Consider the following 22061-nt stretch of genomic DNA (forward strand, 5'->3'; position numbering starts at 1 on the left):
CTGCCTGTGCTCACGCGCACACGTCACGCGGGCAACGCGGGGCCGTCACCGTCACACGGATCGGGGAGATTCGGTGACCAGGGGTGCGCACCGGCCGCGTAGCCGGGATTCTTGTACCTGCGCATGACACATGCCACCAGGCAGTACGGGGGAAGCGGAGACAGTGGAGCGTTCACAGGAGCGTGCCTCGGCGGGGCAGGCGACCAGCCCCGAGCGGCGGCCCGAAACGGCCGACACCGCACTTGAACTCCTGGTCCATGGCGTGGGCGGCACCACGCCCGAGGAGATGCTGAACGATCCGCGCACCGTGCGGATCACCGGCGACGAGACGGCCGCCGTCTTCCGCCGTATCGACGACGCCGACGCGGAGCAGCGGCCCGACGACTACCGCGGCAAGCCGGTACCCGAGGCGTACGTATGGTGCAACCTCACCTCCGGCAACGGCGCCCGCGCCCTGTGGCTGTTGCTCCTGCCGTTCATGGTGGTCAATCTCGCCCACTGGATGCGGCCCACCGTGAGCGACAACCGGACCAGGACGGTACGCCTGTATGGCCTGCTTGTCCGGCTGGTGAGCCTCACCCTCACGGTGCTGCTGGTCGCCGCCGCCTGCGAGGTGGCCCTGGACCTGGCCGCCTGGCAGTGCGCGGGCTCGCGGGCGTGCGCCGCGGACCACTCCTGGCTGGGCTTCCTGGCGCCCGTCGAATCCGACGACCGCTGGTGGAGCCAGCCCGGCCGCCGTCTCGCCCTCGCCGCCTTGGTGCCAGCCGCCCTCACCGGCCTGTTGTGGTACCTCTCCCACCGCACCTGGAGCGCGTACGAGTCCCAGCAGCCGATGACCGACGGGGCCGACCTGGACGAGGACACCAGCCGCCTGGGCCTGGGCCGCCCCGGCTTCTGGTACGGGCGACGACTGGTGGCACGGCTGCGCGCCGCCCACACCGCCGCGGGCCTGCTGACGGTCACCGCCGGCGTCGGCACCTCCGCTGCCCGCCACGACCGCGGGGACGGTGGTCCGGTCGTCCTCGAGACGCTGGGCTGGCTCCTGAACGGGGTGCTCATCGTGGGCGCGGTCGTCGTGGTGTGGGTCGTGTGCCGCAGGGGGCGCAACGAGAGGCGTCTCGACCGGCAGCTCGACGAGGCCTTGGTGCGCTGGCTGCCCATCGGCTCGCTGATCCTGCTCGCCCTCACCATCGTGTACGCGGGCTGGTCGCGTCCGGAGTGGCGGTCGGTCCACCGGTTGCCGGGCGACGCGACCTTCGGCGGCATCGTCCTCGTCCAGGGCCTCCTCGTGATCGCGATCGGCGTGGTCGCCCACCTCCTCTACCGCTCCCACCCCGACCCCCGCACCGCGATGCGCGGCCTTGCCGGTCCGGCCGTCGCCATGCTGGCCTGCGCGCTCGGCGGCGTGTTCTCCGGCGGCGTGGCCCAGCGCGTCGCCGACTGGCTGGACGGCACCGGAGGCTCGATCAAGGGCCCGCCGGTGTTCCTGACCTGGCAGGCGTCCGTCATCCCGCCCCTTCTCATCGTCCTCCTGCTGCTCTTCGCCTGGCTGGCCCGGCGCACGGTACAACTGCGCCGCGCCGCGATGAGCGAGGTGCAGCAGGACTATCCCTCCGAACCCAAGGACACCGAGCGCACCCGACGCATCGCGCGCACACGCGCGATGGCCTCGCTCACCGACCGCGCTCCCCGCATCATCGGCATCACCTCCGTGGTGACGCTCCTGCTGGGCATCGTGGCCCTGGTGGGCGCCATGGCGGCCGACAAAGTGCCGGGCAAGGCGGCGCAGGGCACGCACCCCTTCGTGGAGGGCGCAGCCGAGACCGCGCAGGCGCTCGGCTCCTGGCTGATCGGCGTCGGCTTCATACTGTTCGTCACCTGGGGCCGCCGTGCCTACAAAGACCCCTCCGCCCGGCGCACCATCGGCATCCTGTGGGACGTCGGTACGTTCTGGCCGCGCGCGGCACATCCCTTCGCGCCCCCCTGCTACGCCGAGCGCGCCGTTCCCGACCTGACCTGGCGCATGGCCACCTGGACACGCACCACAGGCGGACGGCTCGTCATCTCCGGGCACTCTCAGGGCAGCGTCCTCGCCGCCGCCGCGGCCTGGCAGCTCACCCCGTCGGTCCGCAGGCGGGTCGCACTGCTGACCTACGGCTCACCCCTGGAGCGGCTCTACGGGCGCTGGTTCCCGGCCCACTTCGGTCCCGACGCGCTCAGCGGCCTGCACCGCGAGATCGACTGCTGGCGCAATCTCCACCGGGCCACCGACCCCATCGGCGGCCCCGTCCGGCTGCCCGGCGACTGCGGCCCGAAGGTCGACCGCGAGCCGCTCAGGGACCCCCTCGCCTACGGCCGTACCGCCGAACACCCGCTGCCCGCACCGATCCTCGGCCACTCCGACTACCAGGCGGACCCGGCGTTCGCCGAGGAGCGGCAGCGGCTGCTCATGCGACTCAGGCCGGATGTGCCGGGCCCGCGCCCGGAAGGCGGGGCTCCAGGACCCCACGAGCCTGATCCGGACACGTTGCCAGACGGCGAGCCGCAGCCCGGTCCGCGCGCACAAGGCGGGCCGCCGCTCGCTTCGGACGTGGACGGTGAGCCACAGCCCGATCCAGGTGCGGACGGTGGGCCTCAGCCTGGTCCGGGCGCGGACAGTGAGCCTCAGCCTCAGCCCGATCCGAGAGCGGACGGTGAGCCTCAGGGCAACTCGGGCAGGTCCTCGGCGTAAAGCAGGGTGAGGTCGTCCGTGCTCGGCTCGGCGAACTGGGCGACCCGCCCCGCATGCCGCTCCACCATCGCCTCGAACGTCTGCCGCGCGGTGCGGCCATTGCCGAACGCGGGCCCCTTCGGGATGGCCGTGAAGTACTTCAGCAGCGCCTCGCCCGCGCCCGGCGCCAACCGGTACTCGTGCTCCTCGGCCTGCTGCTCCACGATCCGCAGCAGCTCCTCGGGAACGTAGTCACTGAAAGTGATGGTCCGTGAGAAGCGGGACGCCACCCCGGGGTTGACGCGAAGGAAGCGCTCCATCTCGGCCGTGTATCCCGCGACGATCACCACCACCGCCTCCCGGTGGTCCTCCATCAGCTTCACGAGCGTGTCGATGGCCTCGCGCCCGAAGTCGCGTCCCGAGTCCTCCGGCGACAGCGCGTACGCCTCGTCGATGAACAGCACGCCTCCGCGCGCCCTGTCGAAGGCCTCCTGCGTACGGATGGCCGTGGAGCCGATGTGCTCGCCGACCAGATCGACCCGGGACACCTCGACGAGATGGCCCTTCTCCAGGACGCCGAGCGAGGCCAGGATCTCGCCGTACAGCCGGGCGACGGTCGTCTTGCCGGTGCCGGGGGAGCCCGTGAAGACCAGATGGCGCCGCACGGAGGCCGCCTTGAGGCCCGCCTGCTGGCGGCGACGGCCCACCTCGATCATGTCGGTGAGGGCCCGCACCTCGCGCTTGACGCTGTCGAGGCCCACCAGCGCGTCGAGTTCACCGAGCACGGCCTTCGACGTGCGTGCGGGCTGCTCGGATTGACCGGGGGCCTGAGCCGTGACGAGCGGCTCCTGCTCGGTCGTGCGCTGGCCCGGGATGGCGCCCAGCAGACCGGGGGACTGGCTCGTCGTCTCCACGGCCGTCTGAGCTGCCGGAGGCCGTACTCCGGCGCTCTCGTCGCTCGTGCAGTCCTCGACGACGGGTCCGTTGCCGGAGGCCTGGTCGCCGCCGGCGTCCGCGAACTCGTAACCCCCGCGCGCGCAGCGCTCCGTACGGCACTTCCTGAGCGTCGTACGGCATCCGTCGATCACATGGAAGCCGTAGCCCCCGCTGCCCGTGACCCGGCAGCCGTGGAAGCTGCCGCGGCCCCCGGCCGAGACGTAGAAACCGGCCTCCGCGGGCGAGTCGACCGTGCAGCGCTCGACGGTGGGGTCGGCGCCCTTGGTCACGATCACACCCGTCTGCGCACCGTCGATGGTGCAGCCCGAGAGCGTTCCGCCGCTGCCGTGGTCCCGGAACCAGGCGCCTGTCGCGGCGTCCCGGATCCGGCAGTCGTCGAGCTGTGCGGTGGCGCCGTCGCTCACCGACACCGCCGTGTTGCGCACCTGCCACAGATCGCTGTCGACGACATCGGCGCGCGAGCCGCGGTCGAGCACGAAGAGGGCGTCCGGCACGTCGTGCACCCGGCACGAGTCGAGTACGACGGTCGCGCCGTCGCTGACCCAGACCGCGGGGTAGTCGCCCGTACTGTCATGGATCTCGCACTGGTTGGCGTCCACGCGGGTGCCGGGGTCCCACACCGAAAGGCCGTTGCGCCCGAACTGCCGCACCGTGGAACGGGTCATCGTGAGGACCGAGCGGGAACGCAGATCGACCGCGTTCTCCGGGATGTCGTGGATCCGGCAGTCGGCGAGTGTCAGTACGGCGTCCGTGTCGAGCGTGACGCCGTCCGCCGTGGTCCGGTGCACCACGCAGTCGGTGAGATGCGCCGTCGCTCGCGCAGTGATCTGAACGCCGCTGCCCCTGACCTCGTACACCTCGCAGCCGACGGCCTCCAGCGCGGAGTGCTCACCGGTCACCGACAGGCCCGCCCCCGAGGCGTGGTGCACCCGGCAGCGCTCCAGACGCGGATGGGCGGCGCCGCGCACGGCGATGCCCGACTGCCCGGCCGCCACGACCTCGCAGTCCTCGAACACCCCGCCCCCGCCGTCCAGTACGGCGATACCGACACCTGCCGGATTGTCAACCGTGCAGCGCCGCACGGTCGGACGCGCACCGCCGCGCACCTCGATCCCGGCCGCGGAACGCGTGACGATCCGGATGTCCGTGACCTCCGGAGCGCCCTCCTCGACGAGCAGCGCGGGCGCCGCCGCGTCCTGGCCCTCCACGAGCAGGTCCTGGACCACGGCGGACGCGCGCACCGTGAGCGGCACACCGTCAACAGGCGCGATACGCACGGAACCCGGGGAACCCTCCGGGCCCCGCAGAGTCACCGTCCGCCGGACGACGAGGTTCTCCCGGTACGTACCGGGAGCGACGGTGAGCACATCACCGTCGCCCGCGGCCTCCAGGGCGGCGGCGAGCGATGCGTACTCACCCGTGCGGCGTCGCCACCGAGACGTGCCGGTGTGCGTCACCTGGACCGTGCCCTGTGCCATGGCGCTGTTGTGCCCCCACCTCGTCGTACGCGGGTCCTGAGAGGCTCCCCGCCACTCCCCGTCGCCCCCGTCCGGTCAGCTCACGGGGGTTGGGCAACAGCCTCTCACGACGGTGCCGAACACTTCGGCCGCTCCACCGTAGCGTGCGCGGGCAGGGGGAGTTGACCGGAGCGGAAGGCTGTCAGCTGCCCGTGCCGGTCCTGCCCCAGTCCGGTCCGGCCTGCGACCACGCCCGGTCCAGGCGGGCGTACCGGCGCCGCACCATGCGCCACACGACCAGCCTCCGGGAGCCCTCGAGGAGTCCGGCGCAGACGGCTGCCGTGCCGAATCCGGCGAGCACGGCGTGCGTCGTCGCGGTGGCGGTGTCCAGCGGGCGGCCGATTATTCGGCCCTGTTCGTCGGTCCACAGCTTGAACCGGTCGCCCGGCTGCGGGGACTTGAGGGCGGCCGTCACCGTGCCGTGCCGCTCCGAGCCGTCCGGGCCCTTCCAGTCGGCGACCACCCGGTTGTGGGAGTCGCGTGCCGAGGACGTCTCGGGGTCGGGGTCGAACGGGCGGCTGTCCGCCTTCTTCACGACGGTCGCCTCCACCAGGTGGCGGTCCAGCCGCTGTTGCCGTACGGATTCCTGCAAGGCGTCCTGGGCGAGCGAACCGACCCACGCGCCGGCCACGGGGGCGGCGACCAGGATGAGCAGCAGCGTCGCCAGTGCCAGCCAGGCCTCGACGAGGTCGGTCGTACGGCGCAGCGGATTGTGCCGCCAGCGCCAGAGTCCTCTGATGGCCCGCAATGTCCCGCACCCCCTTCCCCATCCGTGATAACTCGCCGGCGGAGCCGTCCACGCACGGGGTCCGGGAAGAGAGAGCGAAATCACCCCAGCACCGGCCATTCATGAACTTCTCACAAGACCTCAACGGGCGTGCCCGGCGCCGTGGTTCCCCACGCGAGGGCCTATTCGAGGATTCTGACCGGGTCTCCCACGTGCACGGGGCCGAGGGACTCCGGCACGAGGTTCTGCCCGAAGATCAGCTTGCCGCCGAAGCGCCGGTGGTGGCCCAGCGAGCGCAGTGGTTCCCTGCCGCGCTCGGCGCTGTCCTGGTCGGTAGTGGTCACGACACAGCGCGCGCACGGCTTGGCCACGCGGAAGACGGCCTCGCCGATGGCGATCCTCGACCAGCCGTCCTCGGACCAGGCTTCGGTGCCCTCGACCACCACGTTCGGCCGGAAGCGGTTCATGGGGAGGGGGCCCTCTTCGGGCCGGTCGCCGTGCGCTATCAGGGAGTTGAGGGCGTCGAGGGAGGCGACGGTGGTGAGCAGCAGGGGATAGGCGTCGGCGAAGCTGACTGTCTCGCCCGGACGCGCGTATTCCGGATCGAGGGGGCGACGGGTGGCCGGCTCGTCGAGATGGACGAGCCGCACGTCGATGCCGAGGTAGTCGCTGAACCAGGCGTGCGCCGCGGCATCGGCCAGAACTCCCTCCACCTTGTCGCGCGGCATCTCGACCGTCGTCGTGCCGATCGGCTCGGGCACGGGAACGGCCAGCGACGCACGGCCGGGCCCGGACAGCAGAACACCGCCGCCGGGCTGTGGCTCGGCGGCGGCAAGCGCCATGCGCGGGTGAGCGCGCTGGGTGATGACCTTGCTCGTCTCGTCGATCAGCACCCAACGCCGGTCGCCCGCCAGGCCCCAGGGCTCCACGTCGACCTCGCGCGCGGCATGGCCCCTGGCCGCCTTGAGTGGATAGACGTGGATCGAGTGCAGCACCAACATCGGCATGAGGTCATCCTGCCAGCCGGCACTGACAACCTCCTCCGAGGCAGCCGGCAGATCGGAGCGAAACCTCAGTAACCGCCGCGGTATTGCTGCTGCTGCCCGTTGTACGGGTCCTGATACGGCGCCGGAGCCGGACGGGGAGCCGCAGGGCGCATCGCCTCGTAGCCCGTACCGCCCGCCACGGGACGCTGCGGTTGTACCGGACGCTGCGGCTGCTGGGCCTGGGGGCCCGGGTAGCCGCGCGGCCCGGCTGTCTGCTGTTGCGGAATGTACGGCGTGCCGGCCTGCTGCAGCGGCTGGGGCTGCTGGGCCTGCGGGTAGCCGTACGACGGCGCCTGCGGAGACGGGGCAGCCGGCAGGGCGGGCAGCGCTGCCGGAAGCGCGGGCAGGTGGTTGCCCGTGTCGTACGCCGCGGGGACCCGGATCGGCGCGATCTGCGGGGTACCCCGCTCAGCGACGAGCGAGTCGTAGATCGGAGTGTCCGGGAAGGAGGCGGAGTAGTAACCGCCGCCATAGGTGGAGCGGGGGGAGGTCATGGCACATAAGTTAAGCCCACGATGTGCTGGTTGGGGAGACCGATAAGAGGGTTGTTTTTCGTGTCGGCAGTGACGCGCCATCCCTAATGTGAGCGAACTTGGCGAAAAGGGACGGCGGTTGAAGTTGAGATCTGGTAAAGGCCGAGTTCCGGAAGGGTTACCGGCGAGTCGCACGTCCTTCCGACGAACGGAGTCATGGGCGTTCGACGTTCGCTGGAATAGGTTGGCGAAGAACGACTTGATGTACTGATCTGAAGCGCGGTCCGGCGCGGAGACACCCGATGGGGGCGGACATGTCAATGCCTAAAGGTTCGAATGTTCCGGTGCCGACAGCCGGACTTCGCGTCGAATTGGGGTGGGGTTCCGGCCCCGGCGTTCCCGACGCGGATGCCTCGGCGCTGTTGCTGGTCTCCGGAAAGGTCCGGTCGGACGACGACTTCGTCTTCTTCAACCAGCCGACGCACGCGTCCGGCGCGGTGCGGCGCGAGGGCAAGAAGGACGCCGGCGGCCAGGTGACCGACACACTGGTCGTCGACCTCGCGCGCGTGGAGCCCGCGATCGAGACGGTGGTGCTCGTCGCCTCCACGGACGGCGGCGCGTTCGGTCAGGTGCCCGGCCTGTACATCCGGGTCCTCGACGCACAGCAGGGCACGGAGGTCGCGCGCTTCGACAGCGAGGGTGCGACCTCCGAGACGGCCTTCGTGCTGGGGGAGTTCTACCGCCGCCAGGGCGCCTGGAAGTTCCGCGCCGTCGGCCAGGGCTACAGCAGCGGACTGGAGGGGCTGGCCACGGACTTCGGCATCACGGTGGACGAACCGCAACAGGCGGCGCCCGCGCCCACGACGCCGTCGCCCATGCCCTCGACGCCACCGCCGCCCGCGCCCGTCGCCCCGCCGGTCACGGCCGCCCCGGTACGCCTGACCAAGGTCACGCTCACCAAGGAAGCTCCTTCGGTCTCGCTCACCAAGCAGGGCGGCACCTCCGGTGCCATGCGCGTGAACCTCAACTGGCAGGTGCGCAAGCAGTTCTCGGGGTGGCGCAGCAAGCTGGGCCAGGCCGTCGCCATGCACTCCGACCTTGACCTCGACCTGTGTGCCCTGTACGAGCTCTCCGACGGAAGCAAGGGCGTCGTCCAGGCACTGGGCAACGCCTTCGGGGCGCTGCACCAGCCGCCGTTCATCCATCTCGACGGCGACGACCGCACCGGTGCCTCGGCGAGTGGCGAGAACATGAGCATCAACCTCGACCACCAGCAGTACTTCCGCCGCATCCTCATCTTCGTCACCATCTACGAAGGAGCCCGGTCCTTCGCCGACCTGGACGCCACGGTGACCCTCCAGCCGCTGCACGGCGCGCCCATCGACTTCTCGCTCGGCGAGTGCACCGTGCCCTCGACGGTGTGCGCGCTGGCTCTCATCACCAACACCGGCAGCGATCTCGTCGTCCAGCGCGAGGCCCGCTTCCTGGTTCCCGAGCGCGGCGTGAGCCCGCAGCGCACCGTCGACTACACCTATGGGTGGGGCATGAACTGGACCCCCGGCAGGAAGTGACCTGGCCGGAAGTGGTCATTCACTGCTGCTCGGGCGCCGCGTCGGGACGGGCGTAGGTGCGACCCTTCCAGGCCGCACCCCGCCCCCTGTAGTGCTGCACCGCAGAATCGACTGTCATGAGGAGGTACAAAAACGCGGTGACCGGCAACAACAAGGCGAGCGGGAGCGGTTGCCGGTAGTAGCGGAGCATCGGCAGATACGTCGCCGTCATCAGCAGCCACGCGAGCCCGCCCGCCGTCGCCGCCCCGGCGCTCCCTGCGGCGAGACCCACGCAGAGCGCCACGGGCGGCATCAGGTACACCACCATGAGACCGACGACCGTGCCGGCAAGCAGCAGCGGGCTGTGCCGCAGTTGGGCGTACGCGCTGCGCGAGACCATCCGCCGCAGGTCGTGCAGTCGTGGATAGGGGCGCACGCTGTCGGCCTTTTCCGCGAGCCCCAGCCAGATGTGGCCCCCGGAGCCCTTGACCGCCTTCGCGAGCGCCACGTCGTCGATGACCGCGTGCCGGATGGCATCGGGAATGCGGGCCCGCTCGGCGGCGGCCGCGCGCAACAGGACGCAGCCGCCCGCCGCGGCGGCTGTCCGCGACCCCCTCACGGCGATCCGGCGGAACGGATACAGCTGAGCGAAGAAGTACACGAAGGCGGGGACCACCAGCCGCTCCCAGACGCTCTCGACCCGCAGCCGTGCCATCTGCGAGACGAGATCGAAGCCTCCGGTGCGCGCCGCGGACACCAACTCCCGCAGGCTGTCGGGCGCGTGAGCGATGTCCGCGTCCGTCAGCAGCAGATACTCGGGTGCACGCGCGCGTGCCAGGCCGATTCCGTGCCGTACGGCCCAGAGCTTGCCCGTCCAGCCCGCGGGCGGCTCCCCGGGCGAGCCGACGGTCAGCGGCAGCCCGCCGTGCCGCTCGGCAAGCTCGCGGGCCAGTTCCCCGGTGCCGTCCGAACTCCCGTCGTCGACCAGGAACACCTCGGCCCGCCCCGGATAGTCCTGCGCGAGGAGCGACGGCAGGCTGCGCGGGAGTACCGCGGCCTCGTCGCGCGCCGGTACGACAACGCAGACGGACGGCCAGTCCTCCGGCTCCCGGCGCGGCGGCAACCGTAGATCCGTACGCCAGAAGAAGCCCTGTCCCAGCATGAGCCACAGCCAGGCGGCCAGCGATCCGGTGGCGGTCCACACAAGGGCGTTCACGGGCCGCAGTCTGCCCCACCACGGGGGCCGTTGAGGCGGATCGTCTATGGTGACCGGGTGAAGATCGCGCTCATGGACTCCGGAATCGGACTGCTTCCCGCTGCCGCCGCAGTTCGCCGGCTGCGGCCCGACGCGGATCTCGTGCTCTCCTGGGACCCTGACGGGATGCCCTGGGGACCACGCACTCCGGAGGACATCACGGCGCGCTCGCTGGCCGTTGCCGAGGCTGCCGCCAGGCATCGTCCCGATGTCCTGATTGTCGCCTGCAACACCGCATCGGTGCATTCTCTGCTGGCGCTGCGTGCCCGTTTCGAGCCGGACCTGCCGATCATCGGCACCGTTCCGGCGATCAAGCCGGCCGCCGCGGGTGGCGGTCCCGTCGCGATCTGGGCGACGCCCGCCACCACCGGCAGTCCCTACCAGCGCGGTCTCATCCGGGAGTTCGCCGCCGGAGTAACGGTCACCGAAGTGCCGTGCCCTGGCCTCGCCGACGCCGTGCACCATGCGAACGAGTCGGCCATCGATGCCGCGATCGCCGCGGCTGCCGCGCTCACCCCTGACGATGTAACGACCGTCGTCCTGGGCTGCACCAATTACGAGCTGGTCGCCCAGCGTATCCGCGCGGCCGTGCAGAAGCCGGGCCTCCCTCCGCTCGTCCTGCACGGTTCTGCCGGTGCCGTCGCCGCCCAGGCGCTGCGTCGGATCGGTGAGCGCCCAGTTGGCGAGGCTGCTGTCGAGCCTGCCCTCACGGTGATCCTCAGCGGACGCGAGGGCGGTCTGCCGGCGCCCGCTCTGACGTACGCGGAAGGCCGCTTCCTCCACGCCGTCAGCCCCGCCCGCTGAATGTCTCGCCACGAACCGGAAACCTGACGTCCACCCGGACCAGTAACCGTGCGCAACCAGGTGCCCGCGCTGCGGAACCTGAGTACTCTCAAGGCCATGAGGCACCCCCACGGCGAAAAGGACGCTGCCGACACCCCGCATTCCGACGTGTGGCACGGCCGCGCGACCAACCGTGTGCAGTGGCTGCTCGCTCTGGGCGGTGCCGGCTGCATGGCCCTGGGTATCGAGCTGGCCGTCGACTCGGCCTGGACGTCTGGCGTCGTGCCGCTCCTCATGTCCGTGGTCGGCTGCATCGCCGGCGGACTCCTGGTCCTCTTCGGCACGCTCGCGTTCGTGCACGTCGCCGTGAAGGTCGACAAGGAGTGCCTCGAGGTGCGCTGCGGCCACATGGGCCTGCCGCGCCGCCGGATCCCCCTCTCCCACATCACCGGCGCGGACTTCCTGCCCCGGGTGACCCCGCGGCACTGGGGCGGCTGGGGCTACCGCTGGCGGCCCGAGAAAGGGACCGCCGTAGTCGTACGGCGCGGTGAAGGCCTGGTGCTCAGGCTCGGCGACGGCCATTCGTTCACGGTCACGGTGGACGACGCGGAGGCGGCCGTACGGGTTATTCGGGCCCGCCTCGCGTCGACGACCTCCACGACTCGGGGCACCGCGCTCTGACGCTGCCCGTCAGGGGCCCAGCCGGCTGCTGCGAGTGCGCCGGCCCGCGTCCAGCGTGCTGTCCGGATCCTCGGGCAGGGGGCGCGCCGTGGCGAGGCCCGCGAGCAGTCCCGCGCCCGCCGTCACCGTGGGGAAGCTCAGCGCGTTGCCGACCGCGGCGATCGCGGCCAGCGCCGTGAGCGCGGCGCCCGCGGTGAGCGCGACCGGCGTGGGACGCGGCGTGCGCCACAGCGCGTACAGCACCCAGCAGAACACCGCCGCGAGCAGCACCACGCCGACGAGCCCCAGCTCGGCCGCCTGCTGAAACGGCGCGGAGTACGGCTTGCCGTCTGCCGTCGGCGACTGCGTGATCGTCGGGCTCAGCTCCGGGAACCGTCCCGGTCCGACGCCAAGGCCCGGCTCCTGGTGGGCCAGGTCGAGCGCGTCGCGCCACAACTGGACCCGCTGCTGGGTGAGCTGGCCCTCCAAGGCGGAGGTCAGGCCGTCCGGCAGCGCGTTCTCGGCGATGGCCCAGGTCGCTCCGGTCACCAGGCTCGCGGCGACGGCCAGGCCCGCGAGGCCCGGGCCGCGGCGCATGTGGTCGGCAGCGAGGGAGCACAGCAGTACGCCCGCACAAGCGACGCAGCCCGCCGTCGAGCCCAGGAAGGCCGAGGCCACCGCGATCCCGGCGGCCAGCAGCCGCAGCCCGAGCCGCAGCGCCGGTGGGCGCGCCGCCCAGGCCGCACAGCACGCGGCCCCCGCGGACAGGGACAGCAGAGCCGCGGTGGATCCGGTCTGCCCGAGCGGCGAGATGACCTCCGATCCCGGCGCCGTGTTCGGAGCGGCGATCGCGAGGCCAAGACCGGCCAGCGCACCCGCGGCAGGGGCGGCGACCGGCACGTACGAACCACACATCCGCCCCGAGGCGTACCCGGCGGCCACGGCGAGCACCGCGAGCAGCACACCCTCGGGCCGGCCACCGTTCACCGACGCGGTGATCACGGACCAGGTCGCGCAGGTCCCGAGTACCACCACGCCCGCCACGTCCGAAACGGTACGTCTGCCGAGCGCCGGCATCGGCCCGGCCGACGCCATTCCCGTGAACCCCACCCGTCGCCCCCCGAACCATGACGGACCCCGACCGACTGGCCGGATACGGCCGTACGTGAGGGGCTTCGGCACACCGTAACGGGTGGTGCGCCGCTTTGTGGACGAGTTGCGCAGAAACGATGCAGCTGTCGGGTGGAGCAGCCTGGCCAGGGGCGGACGGACCGCGCTGTCGGTGGCCAGGTCACGCGCCGTACACTCCCCGAGTGACCGCCACAGCAACATCCGTAGACCAGCCGGAACAGCTCGGACCGCAGGACCGGCCCGCATCGCGCGGGGCACGGCTGGTCCAGCGGTTCGGTCCGGCCGTCGTCGCGGCGCTCTCCGGAGTGCTCCTCTACGTCAGCTTTCCGCCGCGCACCCTGTGGTGGCTCGCCCTGCCGGCCTTCGCGGTCTTCGGCTGGTGCCTGCGCGGCCGAACCTGGAAGGCGGGCCTGCGGCTCGGCTACCTCTTCGGCCTCGGCTTCCTGCTGCCCCTCCTCGTATGGACCGGGGTGGAAGTCGGGCCCGGGCCGTGGCTGGCCCTCGCCTTCATCGAGGCGGTGTTCATCGCGCTCGTCGGCGCCGGCATCGCGGCGGTGTCGAAACTGCCCGGCTGGCCCCTGTGGGCGGCCGCCCTGTGGACCGCCGGCGAGGCGGCACGTGCGCGTGTGCCGTTCGGCGGCTTCCCCTGGGGCAAGATCGCCTTCGGCCAGGCGGACGGGATCTTTCTGCCGCTCGCCGCGGTGGGCGGCACTCCAGTGCTCGGCTTCGCGGTCGTCCTGTGCGGCTTCGGGCTGTACGAGGTCGTCCGCCAGGTCATCGAAGTCAGGCGCACTCATGTCGTACGACGTGGGGCCGCCGCCGCGGCACTGCTCAGCTTCGTACTCCCCGTAGTGGGCGCTTTCGCCGCTCCGCCCCTGGTCAGCGACAAGGCGGAGGTCGGCACCGCGACCGTCGCCGTCATCCAGGGCAACGTCCCGCGCGCGGGCCTCGACTTCAACTCCCAGCGGCGCGCCGTGCTCGACTACCACGCCCGGGAGACCGAGCGCCTGGCCGCGCAGGTCAAGGCGGGCAAGGTCCCTCAGCCGGACTTCGTACTGTGGCCGGAGAACTCCTCCGACATCGACCCGTTCAGCAACCCCGACGCCCGCGATGTGATCGATTCGGCTGTCAAGGCGATCGGCGCGCCCGTCTCGGTCGGTGGCGTCGTCGCGAAGAACGGCAAGCTCTACAACGAGCAGATCCTCTGGGAGCCCGACAAGGGACCTGGCGACACCTACGACAAGCGGCAGGTCCAGCCGTTCGGCGAGTACCTCCCGCTGCGCTCGCTCGTCGGCGCCATCAACGAGGACTGGACATCCATGGTGCGCCAGAACTTCAGCCGGGGCAGCGAGCCAGGCGTGTTCACCATGGCGGGCACCAAGGTGGGACTGGCGACCTGCTACGAGGCCGCCTTCGACTGGGCCGTGCGCGACACGGTCACCGACGGCGCCCAGATGATCTCCGTACCGAGCAACAATGCCACGTTCGGCCGCAGCGAGATGACCTACCAGCAGCTCGCCATGTCCCGGGTTCGCGCCGTCGAGCACAGCCGGACGGTCACCGTCCCGGTCACCAGCGGCGTCAGCGCCGTGATCATGCCCGACGGAAAGATCACGCAGAAGACGGGCATGTTCGTGGCGGACTCGCTGGTCCAGGAGGTGCCGCTGCGCTCCTCCCAGACCCCGGCCACGCGTCTCGGTGAGCTTCCCGAGCTGGCCCTCGTACTGGTCGCGGTCGGCGGGCTCGGTTGGGTGGTGACGGCGCGGGTGCGCGGTCGACGCTCCGGTGACGTGTAGCCGTACGCCGGTCGTACGCGCCTCGTCAGCGCCGCAGTTGACGGACCCGGGCCGTTAGGGTCGCTCCATGGCTACTCCTGACTTCATCACCGCCATCCGGGCAACCGCCGGCCAGCAGCTCCTCTGGCTTCCCGGAGTCACCGCCATCGTCCTCGACGACGAGGACAGAGTGCTGCTGGGACGTCGCTCCGACACCCGCAGGTGGTCGGTGATCGGCGGCATCCCGGATCCCGGCGAGCAGCCGGCGGCCTGTGCGGTACGGGAGGTCTACGAGGAGACGGCGGTGCGCTGCGTCGCCGAGCGGGTCGTCCTGGTGCAGGCCCTGGAGCCGCTCACCTACGAGAACGGTGACATCTGTCAGTTCATGGACATCACCTTCCGCTGCCGGGCCGTCGGCGGCGAGGCACGCGTCAACGACGACGAGTCGCTGGAGGTCGGCTGGTTCCCGGTCGACGCCCTGCCGGAGCTGAATGAGCACGGACTGTTCCGGATCAAGCAGGCACTGTCCGAGGAACCCACATGGTTCCACCCCATGACCTGAGGGCGAAGTGTGGGTGATGACCACATCGGTCGGGGCGTGGCTGCTGCCTAGGGTCGGGGCATGACCGCGCCCAGCGCCCTCGCAGGCCCCCACGCCCCGTCCCTCGACCTCGGCGGCCGCACCGCCCTCGTCACCGGCGCCGCAGGCGGCATCGGCCGCGCGTGCGCACTGCGGCTCGCCGCGGCGGGGGCCAAAGTGCGGGCGGTCGACCGGGAGGCCGGGGGCCTGGAAACGCTCGGCGAACAGGCCCGGGGCCTCGCGGGCACCGTCGAACCAGACGTCCTCGACCTCACCGACCTGGACGCCACGGAGTCCGCAGCCGCGGGCACCGATGTCCTCGTCAACAACGCCGGGTTGCAACTGGTGCGCCCGATCGAGGAGTTCCCGCCCGACACCTTCCACACCATGCTGACCGTGATGCTGGAGGCCCCCTTCCGGCTCATCCGCGGGGCACTGCCTCACATGTACGGGCAGGGGTGGGGCCGCATCCTCAATGTGTCGTCGGTCCATGGGCTGCGCGCCTCTGCTTTCAAGGCGGCGTATGTGGCAGCGAAACATGGACTGGAGGGCCTCTCCAAAACCGCTGCCCTGGAAGGCGCCCCCCATGGCGTCACCTCGAACTGTGTGAACCCCGCCTATGTGCGCACCCCACTGGTCGAGAAGCAGCTATCCGACCAGGCCGCGGCCCACGGGATCCCCGAGGAGCGGGTGCTGACCGAGATCCTGTTGCGGGACAGCGCCATCAAGCGGCTCATCGAACCGGAGGAGGTCGCCGAGGCGGTCGCGTACCTGTGCAGTCCGCAGGCCTCCTTCGTCACCGGGACCTCACTCGTCCTCGACGGTGGCTGGGCCGCGCACTGAGCGTGAGTTGTCCACAGGGCTGGTCGGGCTGTCGGTGCGGTGAGTAATCCTGGTGGACATGTCTCGCGATCAATTGCAGTCCGCAGGGCGCTCCGAGGCGAGTGCCGAGGCGCCGTTCCTGGAGCTGCTGGCCCGGGGCGCGTCCGCCGACGCGTACGAGCAGCCGGTGCTGCTCGCGCGTGCCGACGGACTGCCGCCCGAGCGGGTCGCCGCTCTGGAGCATGCCAAGGTGCTCGCGCTGCGCGTGCGCTCCGAGATGGAGGGACGCCGCCGACGCGAGGCCGAACTGTCCGCGCTCTTCGAGACGGCCCACGACCTGGCGGGACTGCGCGATCTCGACGCCGTGCTGCAGGCGATCGTGCAGCGCGCCCGGTCGTTGCTGAGTACGGACGTCGCGTACCTCAGCCTGAACGACCCGGCCGAGGGCGACACGTACATGCGGGTCACAGAGGGCTCGGTGGCGGCGCGCTTCCAGCAGTTGCGGCTCGGCATGGGGGAGGGGCTCGGCGGGCTCGTCGCCCAGACGGCCCGCCCCTATGTCACCGACGACTACTTCAAGGACGACCGTTTCCAGCACACGTCGACCATCGACGCGGGTGTACGGGACGAGGGGCTGGTGGCGATCCTCGGTGTGCCGCTGACGCTCGGCCCGCATGTCATCGGCGTGCTCTTCGCGGCCGACCGCCGTGCGCGGGTCTTCGAGCGGGAGCAGATCGCGCTGCTCGGATCGTTCGCCGCCCTGGCGGCCGCCGCCATCGACACCGCGAACCTGCTCACCGAGACCCGTGAAGCACTCGGGGATCTGGAGCGGGCCAACGAGATCATCCGGGATCGCAGCGGGGTGATCGAGCGTGCCTCGGACGTGCACGACCGGCTCGCCGAGCTCGTCCTGCGCGGCGGCGGGGTCCACGACGTGGCGGCCGCGGTCTCCCAAGTCCTCGACGGCACTGTGGAGTTCGTCGAGGCGGGCGCCGCACCCGGTGATGCCCTCGAGGTATCACGCGCCGAAGGACACGCAGTCCGGCACGGTGACGACTGGGTCGCGGCCGTCGCCGCCGGCGGTGAACTGCTTGGGGCGCTGCTGCTGCACGGCCATCCCGGGCTCGACCCCGTCGACCAGCGCACCCTGGAGCGGGCCGCCATGGTCACCTCGCTCCTGCTGCTGGCCCGCCGCTCGGCCGCCGAGGCCGAACAACGCGTCCGCGGCGAGTTGCTGGACGACCTGCTCGACGCGCGCGACCGCGATCCCCGGCTGCTGCGCGAGCGTGCCGCCCGGCTGGACGCCGACCTCGACGCCACCCACGTGGTGCTGGCCGCTCGTCTCGACTCCACAGCCGCCGACGCCGACCACGAGGCCGCCGCCCGCCGCAGGCTGTGGTCCGCCGCGTCGCACCTCGCCGCCACCCGGCACGGCCTTGCCGCCGCCCGCGACGGTGGCACAGTCCTGCTCCTGCCCCTGCGCCCCGGTGACACCGCGACGGACCTGGCCCGCCGCACGGCCGGAGACCTGGGCACCGCCGTCTCCGAGGCGGTCACCGTCGGTGCCTCCGCGCCCGTCGAGAACCTCACCGCCCATCCGGACAGCGTGGCCGAGGCCTACGCGGAAGGGCAGCGATGCCGCGACGCGCTGCGACTGCTCGGCCGGGCCGGGGACGGCGCCGCCGCCGAGGACTTCGGGTTCCTGGGACTCCTCCTCGCCGGGAGCAGGGACATCTCTGGATTCGTCGAGCGCACCATCGGCCAGGTCGTGACGTACGACGCGAAACGCGGCACCAATCTCCTGCGCACCCTCGACGCGTACTTCGCGTGCGGCAGGAGCCCGGCGCGCACGAGCGACGAGCTCCACGTCCACGTCAACACGGTCGCGCAGCGCCTGGAGCGGGTGGGCCGGCTGCTCGGACCCGACTGGCATAGCCCGGCCAGGGCCCTGGAGATCCAACTCGCCGTACGGCTGCACCGGTTGTCGTCCACGGCGCGACATTGACCCCCGTACGCGCGGGCGCACGGGGGTCGGTCTCGGGGAAGCGCGCCGTGAAACCGTCTCAGAGGGGACGGGCGTCAGCGGCGCGGGCCGACGTCGTCGCGGGCTCCGCGTCCTCCTGGCCGTCCTGACCCTCCCATTCCGCGAGGTCACGGTGCCGGGTCTCCTTCGCCACCCCCACCGCGATCAGTGTCAATACGGCCGCACCGATCACGTACAGGGCGATCGGAGTGGAGCTGTCGTAGTCGGCCAGCAGTGCGGTCGCGATGAGCGGCGCGGGCGCGCCCGCCGCGACGGACGAGAACTGTGCGCCGATCGAAGCGCCCGAGTAGCGCATACGGGTCGCGAACATCTCCGAGAAGAAGGCGGCCTGCGGTGCGTACATGGCCCCGTGCAGGACCAGGCCCACGGTCACGGCGAGGATCAGGTTCCCGAAGCTCCCGGTGTCGATGAGCGAGAAGAACGGGAACATCCACAGGCCGACTCCGGCGGCGCCCAGCAGATACACGGGCCGACGGCCGACGCGGTCCGACAGGGCGCCCCAGGCCGGGATGACGGCGAAGTGCACGGCGGAGGCGATGAGCACGGCGTTCAGCGCGGTCTGCTTGGAGAGACCGGCCGATGTGGTGGCGTACACGAGGATGAAGGCGGTGATCACGTAGTAGCTGATGTTCTCGGCCATACGCGCGCCCATCGCGATCAGGACGTCGCGCCAGTGGTGCCGCAGCACGGACACGAGCGGGAGCTTCTCGGCGGGTCCGTCCTGGGCCGCCTTGCGTGTCTCGGCCTGCGCGAGGGCCGCCTTGAAGACGGGCGATTCATCGACAGACAGACGAATCCACAAACCGACGATCACCAGCACGCCCGACAGCAGGAACGGAATACGCCAGCCCCAGGACATGAAGGCGGCGTCCGAGAGGACCGCGGTCAGCAGCGAGAGCACACCCGTCGCCAGCAACTGCCCGGCGGGCGCCCCGGTCTGCGGCCACGAAGCCCAGAACCCGCGCCGCCGCGCGTCCCCGTGCTCCGACACCAGCAGCACGGCGCCTCCCCATTCGCCGCCCAGCGCGAAGCCCTGCACCAGGCGGAGCACGGTGAGCAGCACCGGGGCCGCAGTACCGATGGTCGCGTGCGTGGGCAGCAGTCCGATCGCGAAGGTCGCCCCGCCCATCAGCAGCAGACTCAGCACCAGCAGCTTCTTGCGCCCGAGCCGGTCGCCGTAGTGCCCGAAGACCAGCGCCCCGAGAGGCCGGGCCGCGAATCCCACCGCGTACGTGAGGAACGAGAGCAGCGTGCCGACGAGCGGGTCGGAGCCCGGGAAGAACAGCTTGTTGAAGACGAGCGCGGCGGCGGATCCGTAGAGGAAGAAGTCGTACCACTCGATCGTGGTGCCGATGAGGCTCGCGGCGACGATCCGGCGGAGGTTCGAGGGTGGCGGGGGAGCGGTTGCTGCGGATGCCATGAACACCACTTCCAGGCGGGCGGGGACGCTTACTTGTCGGCACAACCTAGGAAGGCGCACGTCCATGTCACATGTGGGGGGACAACATAGTTTTTGGCGACAGTGTGCGGCTGCTCACCATGAGCCTGAGGGCGGGGACCAGCTGAGACCCCGAGTGTGACGCAGCCATGGCTCACTTGCGCGGGGCCCTGTCCGGGGAGGGCCGCTCACGAGATATCTTGATGTCGAGCAATGTTGCAGACGTGGAGCGGAGCACCCGGTGACTGACTCGACCATCATCTATACGCACACTGACGAGGCCCCGGCCCTGGCGACGCATTCGTTCCTGCCGGTGATCCAGGCCTACGCCTCGACGGCCGGGGTCACCGTGGAGACGCGGGACATCTCCCTGGCGGGACGGATCATCGCTCTCTTCCCGGAGTACCTCGAAGAGGGGCAGCGCATCCCGGACGACCTGGCCGAGCTGGGCGCTCTCGCCAAGACGCCCGAGGCGAACATCATCAAGCTGCCGAACGTCTCGGCGTCGATCCCGCAGCTCAAGGCCGCGGTCGCCGAGCTGCAGGAGCAGGGCTACGCGCTGCCGGCCTACCCGGACGACCCGAAGACCGACGAGGAGCGCGACATCCGCGCCCGCTACGACAAGGTCAAGGGCTCCGCCGTCAACCCGGTCCTGCGCGAGGGCAACTCCGACCGCCGCGCCCCCGCCTCGGTGAAGAACTACGCCAAGGCCCACCCGCACCGCATGGGCGCCTGGACCTCCGAGTCGAAGACCAACGTCGCCACCATGGGCGTGGACGACTTCCGTTCCACGGAAAAGTCCGCGGTGATCTCCGAGGCCGGCTCGCTGCGCATCGAGCTGAAGGGTGACGACGGCTCCACCACCGTGCTGCGCGAGTCCGTACCCGTACTCGCCGGTGAGGTCGTCGACGCCTCCGTGATGCGGGTCGCGGCACTGCGCGAGTTCCTGACCGCGCAGATCAACCGTGCCAAGTCCGAAGGCGTGCTGTTCTCCGTGCACCTGAAGGCCACGATGATGAAGGTCTCCGACCCGATCATCTTCGGTCACGTGGTGCGCGCCTTCTTCCCGAAGACGTTCGCGAAGTACGGCGAGAAGCTCGCCGCGGCCGGCCTCACCCCGAACGACGGGCTCGGTGGCATCCACAAGGGCCTCGAGTCCCTGCCCGAGGGCGCCGAGATCAAGGCCTCCTTTGACGCCGAACTCGCCGAGGGACCCGAACTGGCGATGGTCGACTCCGACCGCGGCATCACCAACCTGCACGTCCCCTCCGACGTCATCGTCGACGCCTCCATGCCGGCCATGATCCGCACCTCCGGCCACATGTGGGGCCCGGACGGCGAGGAGGCCGACACGCTCGCCGTCCTGCCGGACAGCAGCTACTCGGGCGTCTATCAGGTCGTCGTCGACGACTGCCGTGCGAACGGTGCCTTCGACCCGTCGACGATGGGCTCGGTTCCGAACGTCGGCCTGATGGCGCAGAAGGCCGAGGAGTACGGCAGCCACGACAAGACCTTCGAGATCCCCACGACCGGCACCGTTCGCCTCGTTGACCAGGCCGGGAACGTAGTCATCGAGCAGACCGTCTCCGCCGGCGACATCTTCCGCGCCTGCCAGACCAAGGACGCCCCGATCAAGGACTGGGTGAAGCTGGCCGTCACCCGTGCCCGCGCCACCGGCGACCCGGCCGTGTTCTGGCTGGACGAGACCCGCGCGCACGACGCGCAGCTGATCGCGAAGGTCGAGCAGTACCTGCCGGAGCACGACACCGAGGGCCTGGACATCCGCGTCCTGAACCCGGTCGAGGCGACCAAGCTCTCCGTGGAGCGCATCCGCCGCGGCGAGAACACCATCTCGGTCACCGGCAACGTCCTGCGTGACTACCTGACCGACCTGTTCCCGATCCTGGAGCTGGGGACCAGCGCCAAGATGCTCTCGGTCGTCCCGCTGATGAACGGCGGCGGCCTCTTCGAGACGGGCGCCGGCGGTTCCGCGCCGAAGCACGTCCAGCAGCTGGTGAAGGAGAACTACCTGCGCTGGGACAGCCTGGGTGAGTTCCTCGCGCTGGCCTCCAGCTTCGAGCATCTCGCGCAGACCACGGACAACGCGCGCGCCCAGGTCCTCGCGGACACCCTCGACCGCGCGACCGCCCTGTTCCTGGAGAACGACAAGTCGCCGAGCCGTCGCGTCGGCGGCATCGACAATCGCGGCAGCCACTTCTACCTGGCCCTCTACTGGGCCCAGGAGCTGGCCAAGCAGACCGACGACGCGGCGCTCGCCAAGGCGTTCGCCCCGCTGGCCGAGACGCTGACCACGCAGGAGCAGACCATCGTGGACGAGCTGCTCGCGGTGCAGGGCTCGCCGGCCGACATCGGCGGCTACTACCGGCCCGACCCCGCCAAGGCGTCGGCCGTGATGCGCCCGTCGGCGACCCTCAACCAGGCGCTCGCCACGCTGGCCTGACGTTCCGCTGAGGTTCGGTTCGCGAAAGTACGAACGCGCCGGAAGGAACCCGTTCCGCCCCGGTCGGCAGTCGAGCCGACCGGGGCGGTCGCGTCTCTGTACCGAGGACCCGGCAGGCCGGGGGAGCGGCGG

General features: G+C 71.0%; 16 protein-coding genes. 9 read left to right on the forward strand and 7 right to left on the reverse strand.

The features are described from left to right. Positions 1-163 precede the first annotated feature (163 nt). Complete coding sequence (locus G6048_RS05155) at positions 164-2731, forward strand: hypothetical protein (protein ID WP_328825676.1); 2568 nt, start codon at positions 164-166, stop codon at positions 2729-2731. On the opposite strand, the gene G6048_RS05160 is transcribed toward G6048_RS05155, so the two are convergent. The 4 genes from G6048_RS05160 to G6048_RS05175 form a co-directional block, all read right to left on the reverse strand. Next, positions 2701-5145 carry a right-handed parallel beta-helix repeat-containing protein gene (locus G6048_RS05160; RefSeq protein ID WP_165338237.1) on the reverse strand — a complete coding sequence of 815 codons (2445 nt, stop codon included), beginning with the start codon at positions 5143-5145 and terminating at the stop codon, positions 2701-2703. The genes G6048_RS05155 and G6048_RS05160 overlap by 31 nt on opposite strands. A gap of 181 nt (positions 5146-5326) precedes the next feature. Next, a complete protein-coding gene (locus G6048_RS05165) occupies positions 5327-5932 on the reverse strand; it encodes an Rv1733c family protein (RefSeq protein ID WP_165338238.1) in 606 nt (201 codons plus the stop codon). A gap of 161 nt (positions 5933-6093) precedes the next feature. Next, entirely contained in the window at positions 6094-6918 is an 825-nt protein-coding gene (locus G6048_RS05170; RefSeq protein ID WP_165338239.1) for an MOSC domain-containing protein, read from the reverse strand. 65 nt (positions 6919-6983) lie between these two features. Beyond that, positions 6984-7451 carry a DUF6643 family protein gene (locus G6048_RS05175; protein WP_165338240.1) on the reverse strand — a complete coding sequence of 156 codons (468 nt, stop codon included), beginning with the start codon at positions 7449-7451 and terminating at the stop codon, positions 6984-6986. Between the two features lie 299 nt (positions 7452-7750). Between G6048_RS05175 and G6048_RS05180 the strand changes: the two genes are divergently transcribed. Beyond that, positions 7751-9001, forward strand: a complete 1251-nt coding sequence (locus G6048_RS05180; protein WP_165338241.1) for a TerD family protein — start codon at positions 7751-7753, stop codon at positions 8999-9001. Between the two features lie 19 nt (positions 9002-9020). Here the strand turns inward: G6048_RS05180 and G6048_RS05185 are convergent, their stop codons facing one another. Next, complete coding sequence (locus G6048_RS05185; RefSeq protein ID WP_328825677.1) at positions 9021-10196, reverse strand: glycosyltransferase; 1176 nt, start codon at positions 10194-10196, stop codon at positions 9021-9023. A 57-nt stretch (positions 10197-10253) separates the two neighbouring features. On the opposite strand from G6048_RS05185, the gene G6048_RS05190 reads away from it, so the two are divergent. Then, positions 10254-11039, forward strand: coding sequence for an aspartate/glutamate racemase family protein (locus G6048_RS05190; protein ID WP_165338242.1), 786 nt, complete (start codon positions 10254-10256; stop codon positions 11037-11039). 96 nt (positions 11040-11135) lie between these two features. After that, positions 11136-11699, forward strand: a complete 564-nt coding sequence (locus tag G6048_RS05195; protein ID WP_165338243.1) for a hypothetical protein — start codon at positions 11136-11138, stop codon at positions 11697-11699. 9 nt (positions 11700-11708) lie between these two features. On the opposite strand, the gene G6048_RS05200 is transcribed toward G6048_RS05195, so the two are convergent. Continuing rightward, complete coding sequence (locus G6048_RS05200; RefSeq protein ID WP_206341206.1) at positions 11709-12773, reverse strand: O-antigen ligase family protein; 1065 nt, start codon at positions 12771-12773, stop codon at positions 11709-11711. 218 nt (positions 12774-12991) lie between these two features. Between G6048_RS05200 and lnt the strand changes: the two genes are divergently transcribed. From lnt to G6048_RS05220, 4 genes are all read left to right on the forward strand, one after another. Then, complete coding sequence (gene lnt / locus G6048_RS05205; RefSeq protein ID WP_165338244.1) at positions 12992-14605, forward strand: apolipoprotein N-acyltransferase; 1614 nt, start codon at positions 12992-12994, stop codon at positions 14603-14605. 67 nt (positions 14606-14672) lie between these two features. Then, complete coding sequence (locus G6048_RS05210; protein ID WP_165338245.1) at positions 14673-15146, forward strand: NUDIX hydrolase; 474 nt, start codon at positions 14673-14675, stop codon at positions 15144-15146. A 60-nt stretch (positions 15147-15206) separates the two neighbouring features. Beyond that, a complete protein-coding gene (locus G6048_RS05215) occupies positions 15207-16007 on the forward strand; it encodes a 3-hydroxybutyrate dehydrogenase (RefSeq protein WP_165338246.1) in 801 nt (266 codons plus the stop codon). Between the two features lie 58 nt (positions 16008-16065). Further along, positions 16066-17991, forward strand: a complete 1926-nt coding sequence (locus tag G6048_RS05220) for a helix-turn-helix domain-containing protein (protein ID WP_165338247.1) — start codon at positions 16066-16068, stop codon at positions 17989-17991. A 58-nt stretch (positions 17992-18049) separates the two neighbouring features. Here G6048_RS05220 and G6048_RS05225 read toward each other — a convergent pair whose 3' ends face one another. Continuing rightward, the gene (locus tag G6048_RS05225; RefSeq protein WP_165338248.1) at positions 18050-19450 is read right to left on the reverse strand and encodes an MFS transporter; all 1401 of its coding nucleotides are present in this window, start codon (positions 19448-19450) and stop codon (positions 18050-18052) included. Between the two features lie 259 nt (positions 19451-19709). Between G6048_RS05225 and G6048_RS05230 the strand changes: the two genes are divergently transcribed. Next, positions 19710-21929, forward strand: a complete 2220-nt coding sequence (locus tag G6048_RS05230; RefSeq protein WP_165338249.1) for an NADP-dependent isocitrate dehydrogenase — start codon at positions 19710-19712, stop codon at positions 21927-21929. The last annotated feature ends 132 nt before the right edge of the window (positions 21930-22061 follow it).

This window comes from Streptomyces ureilyticus, from assembly GCF_011045025.1.
GTDB lineage: Bacteria > Actinomycetota > Actinomycetes > Streptomycetales > Streptomycetaceae > Streptomyces > Streptomyces ureilyticus.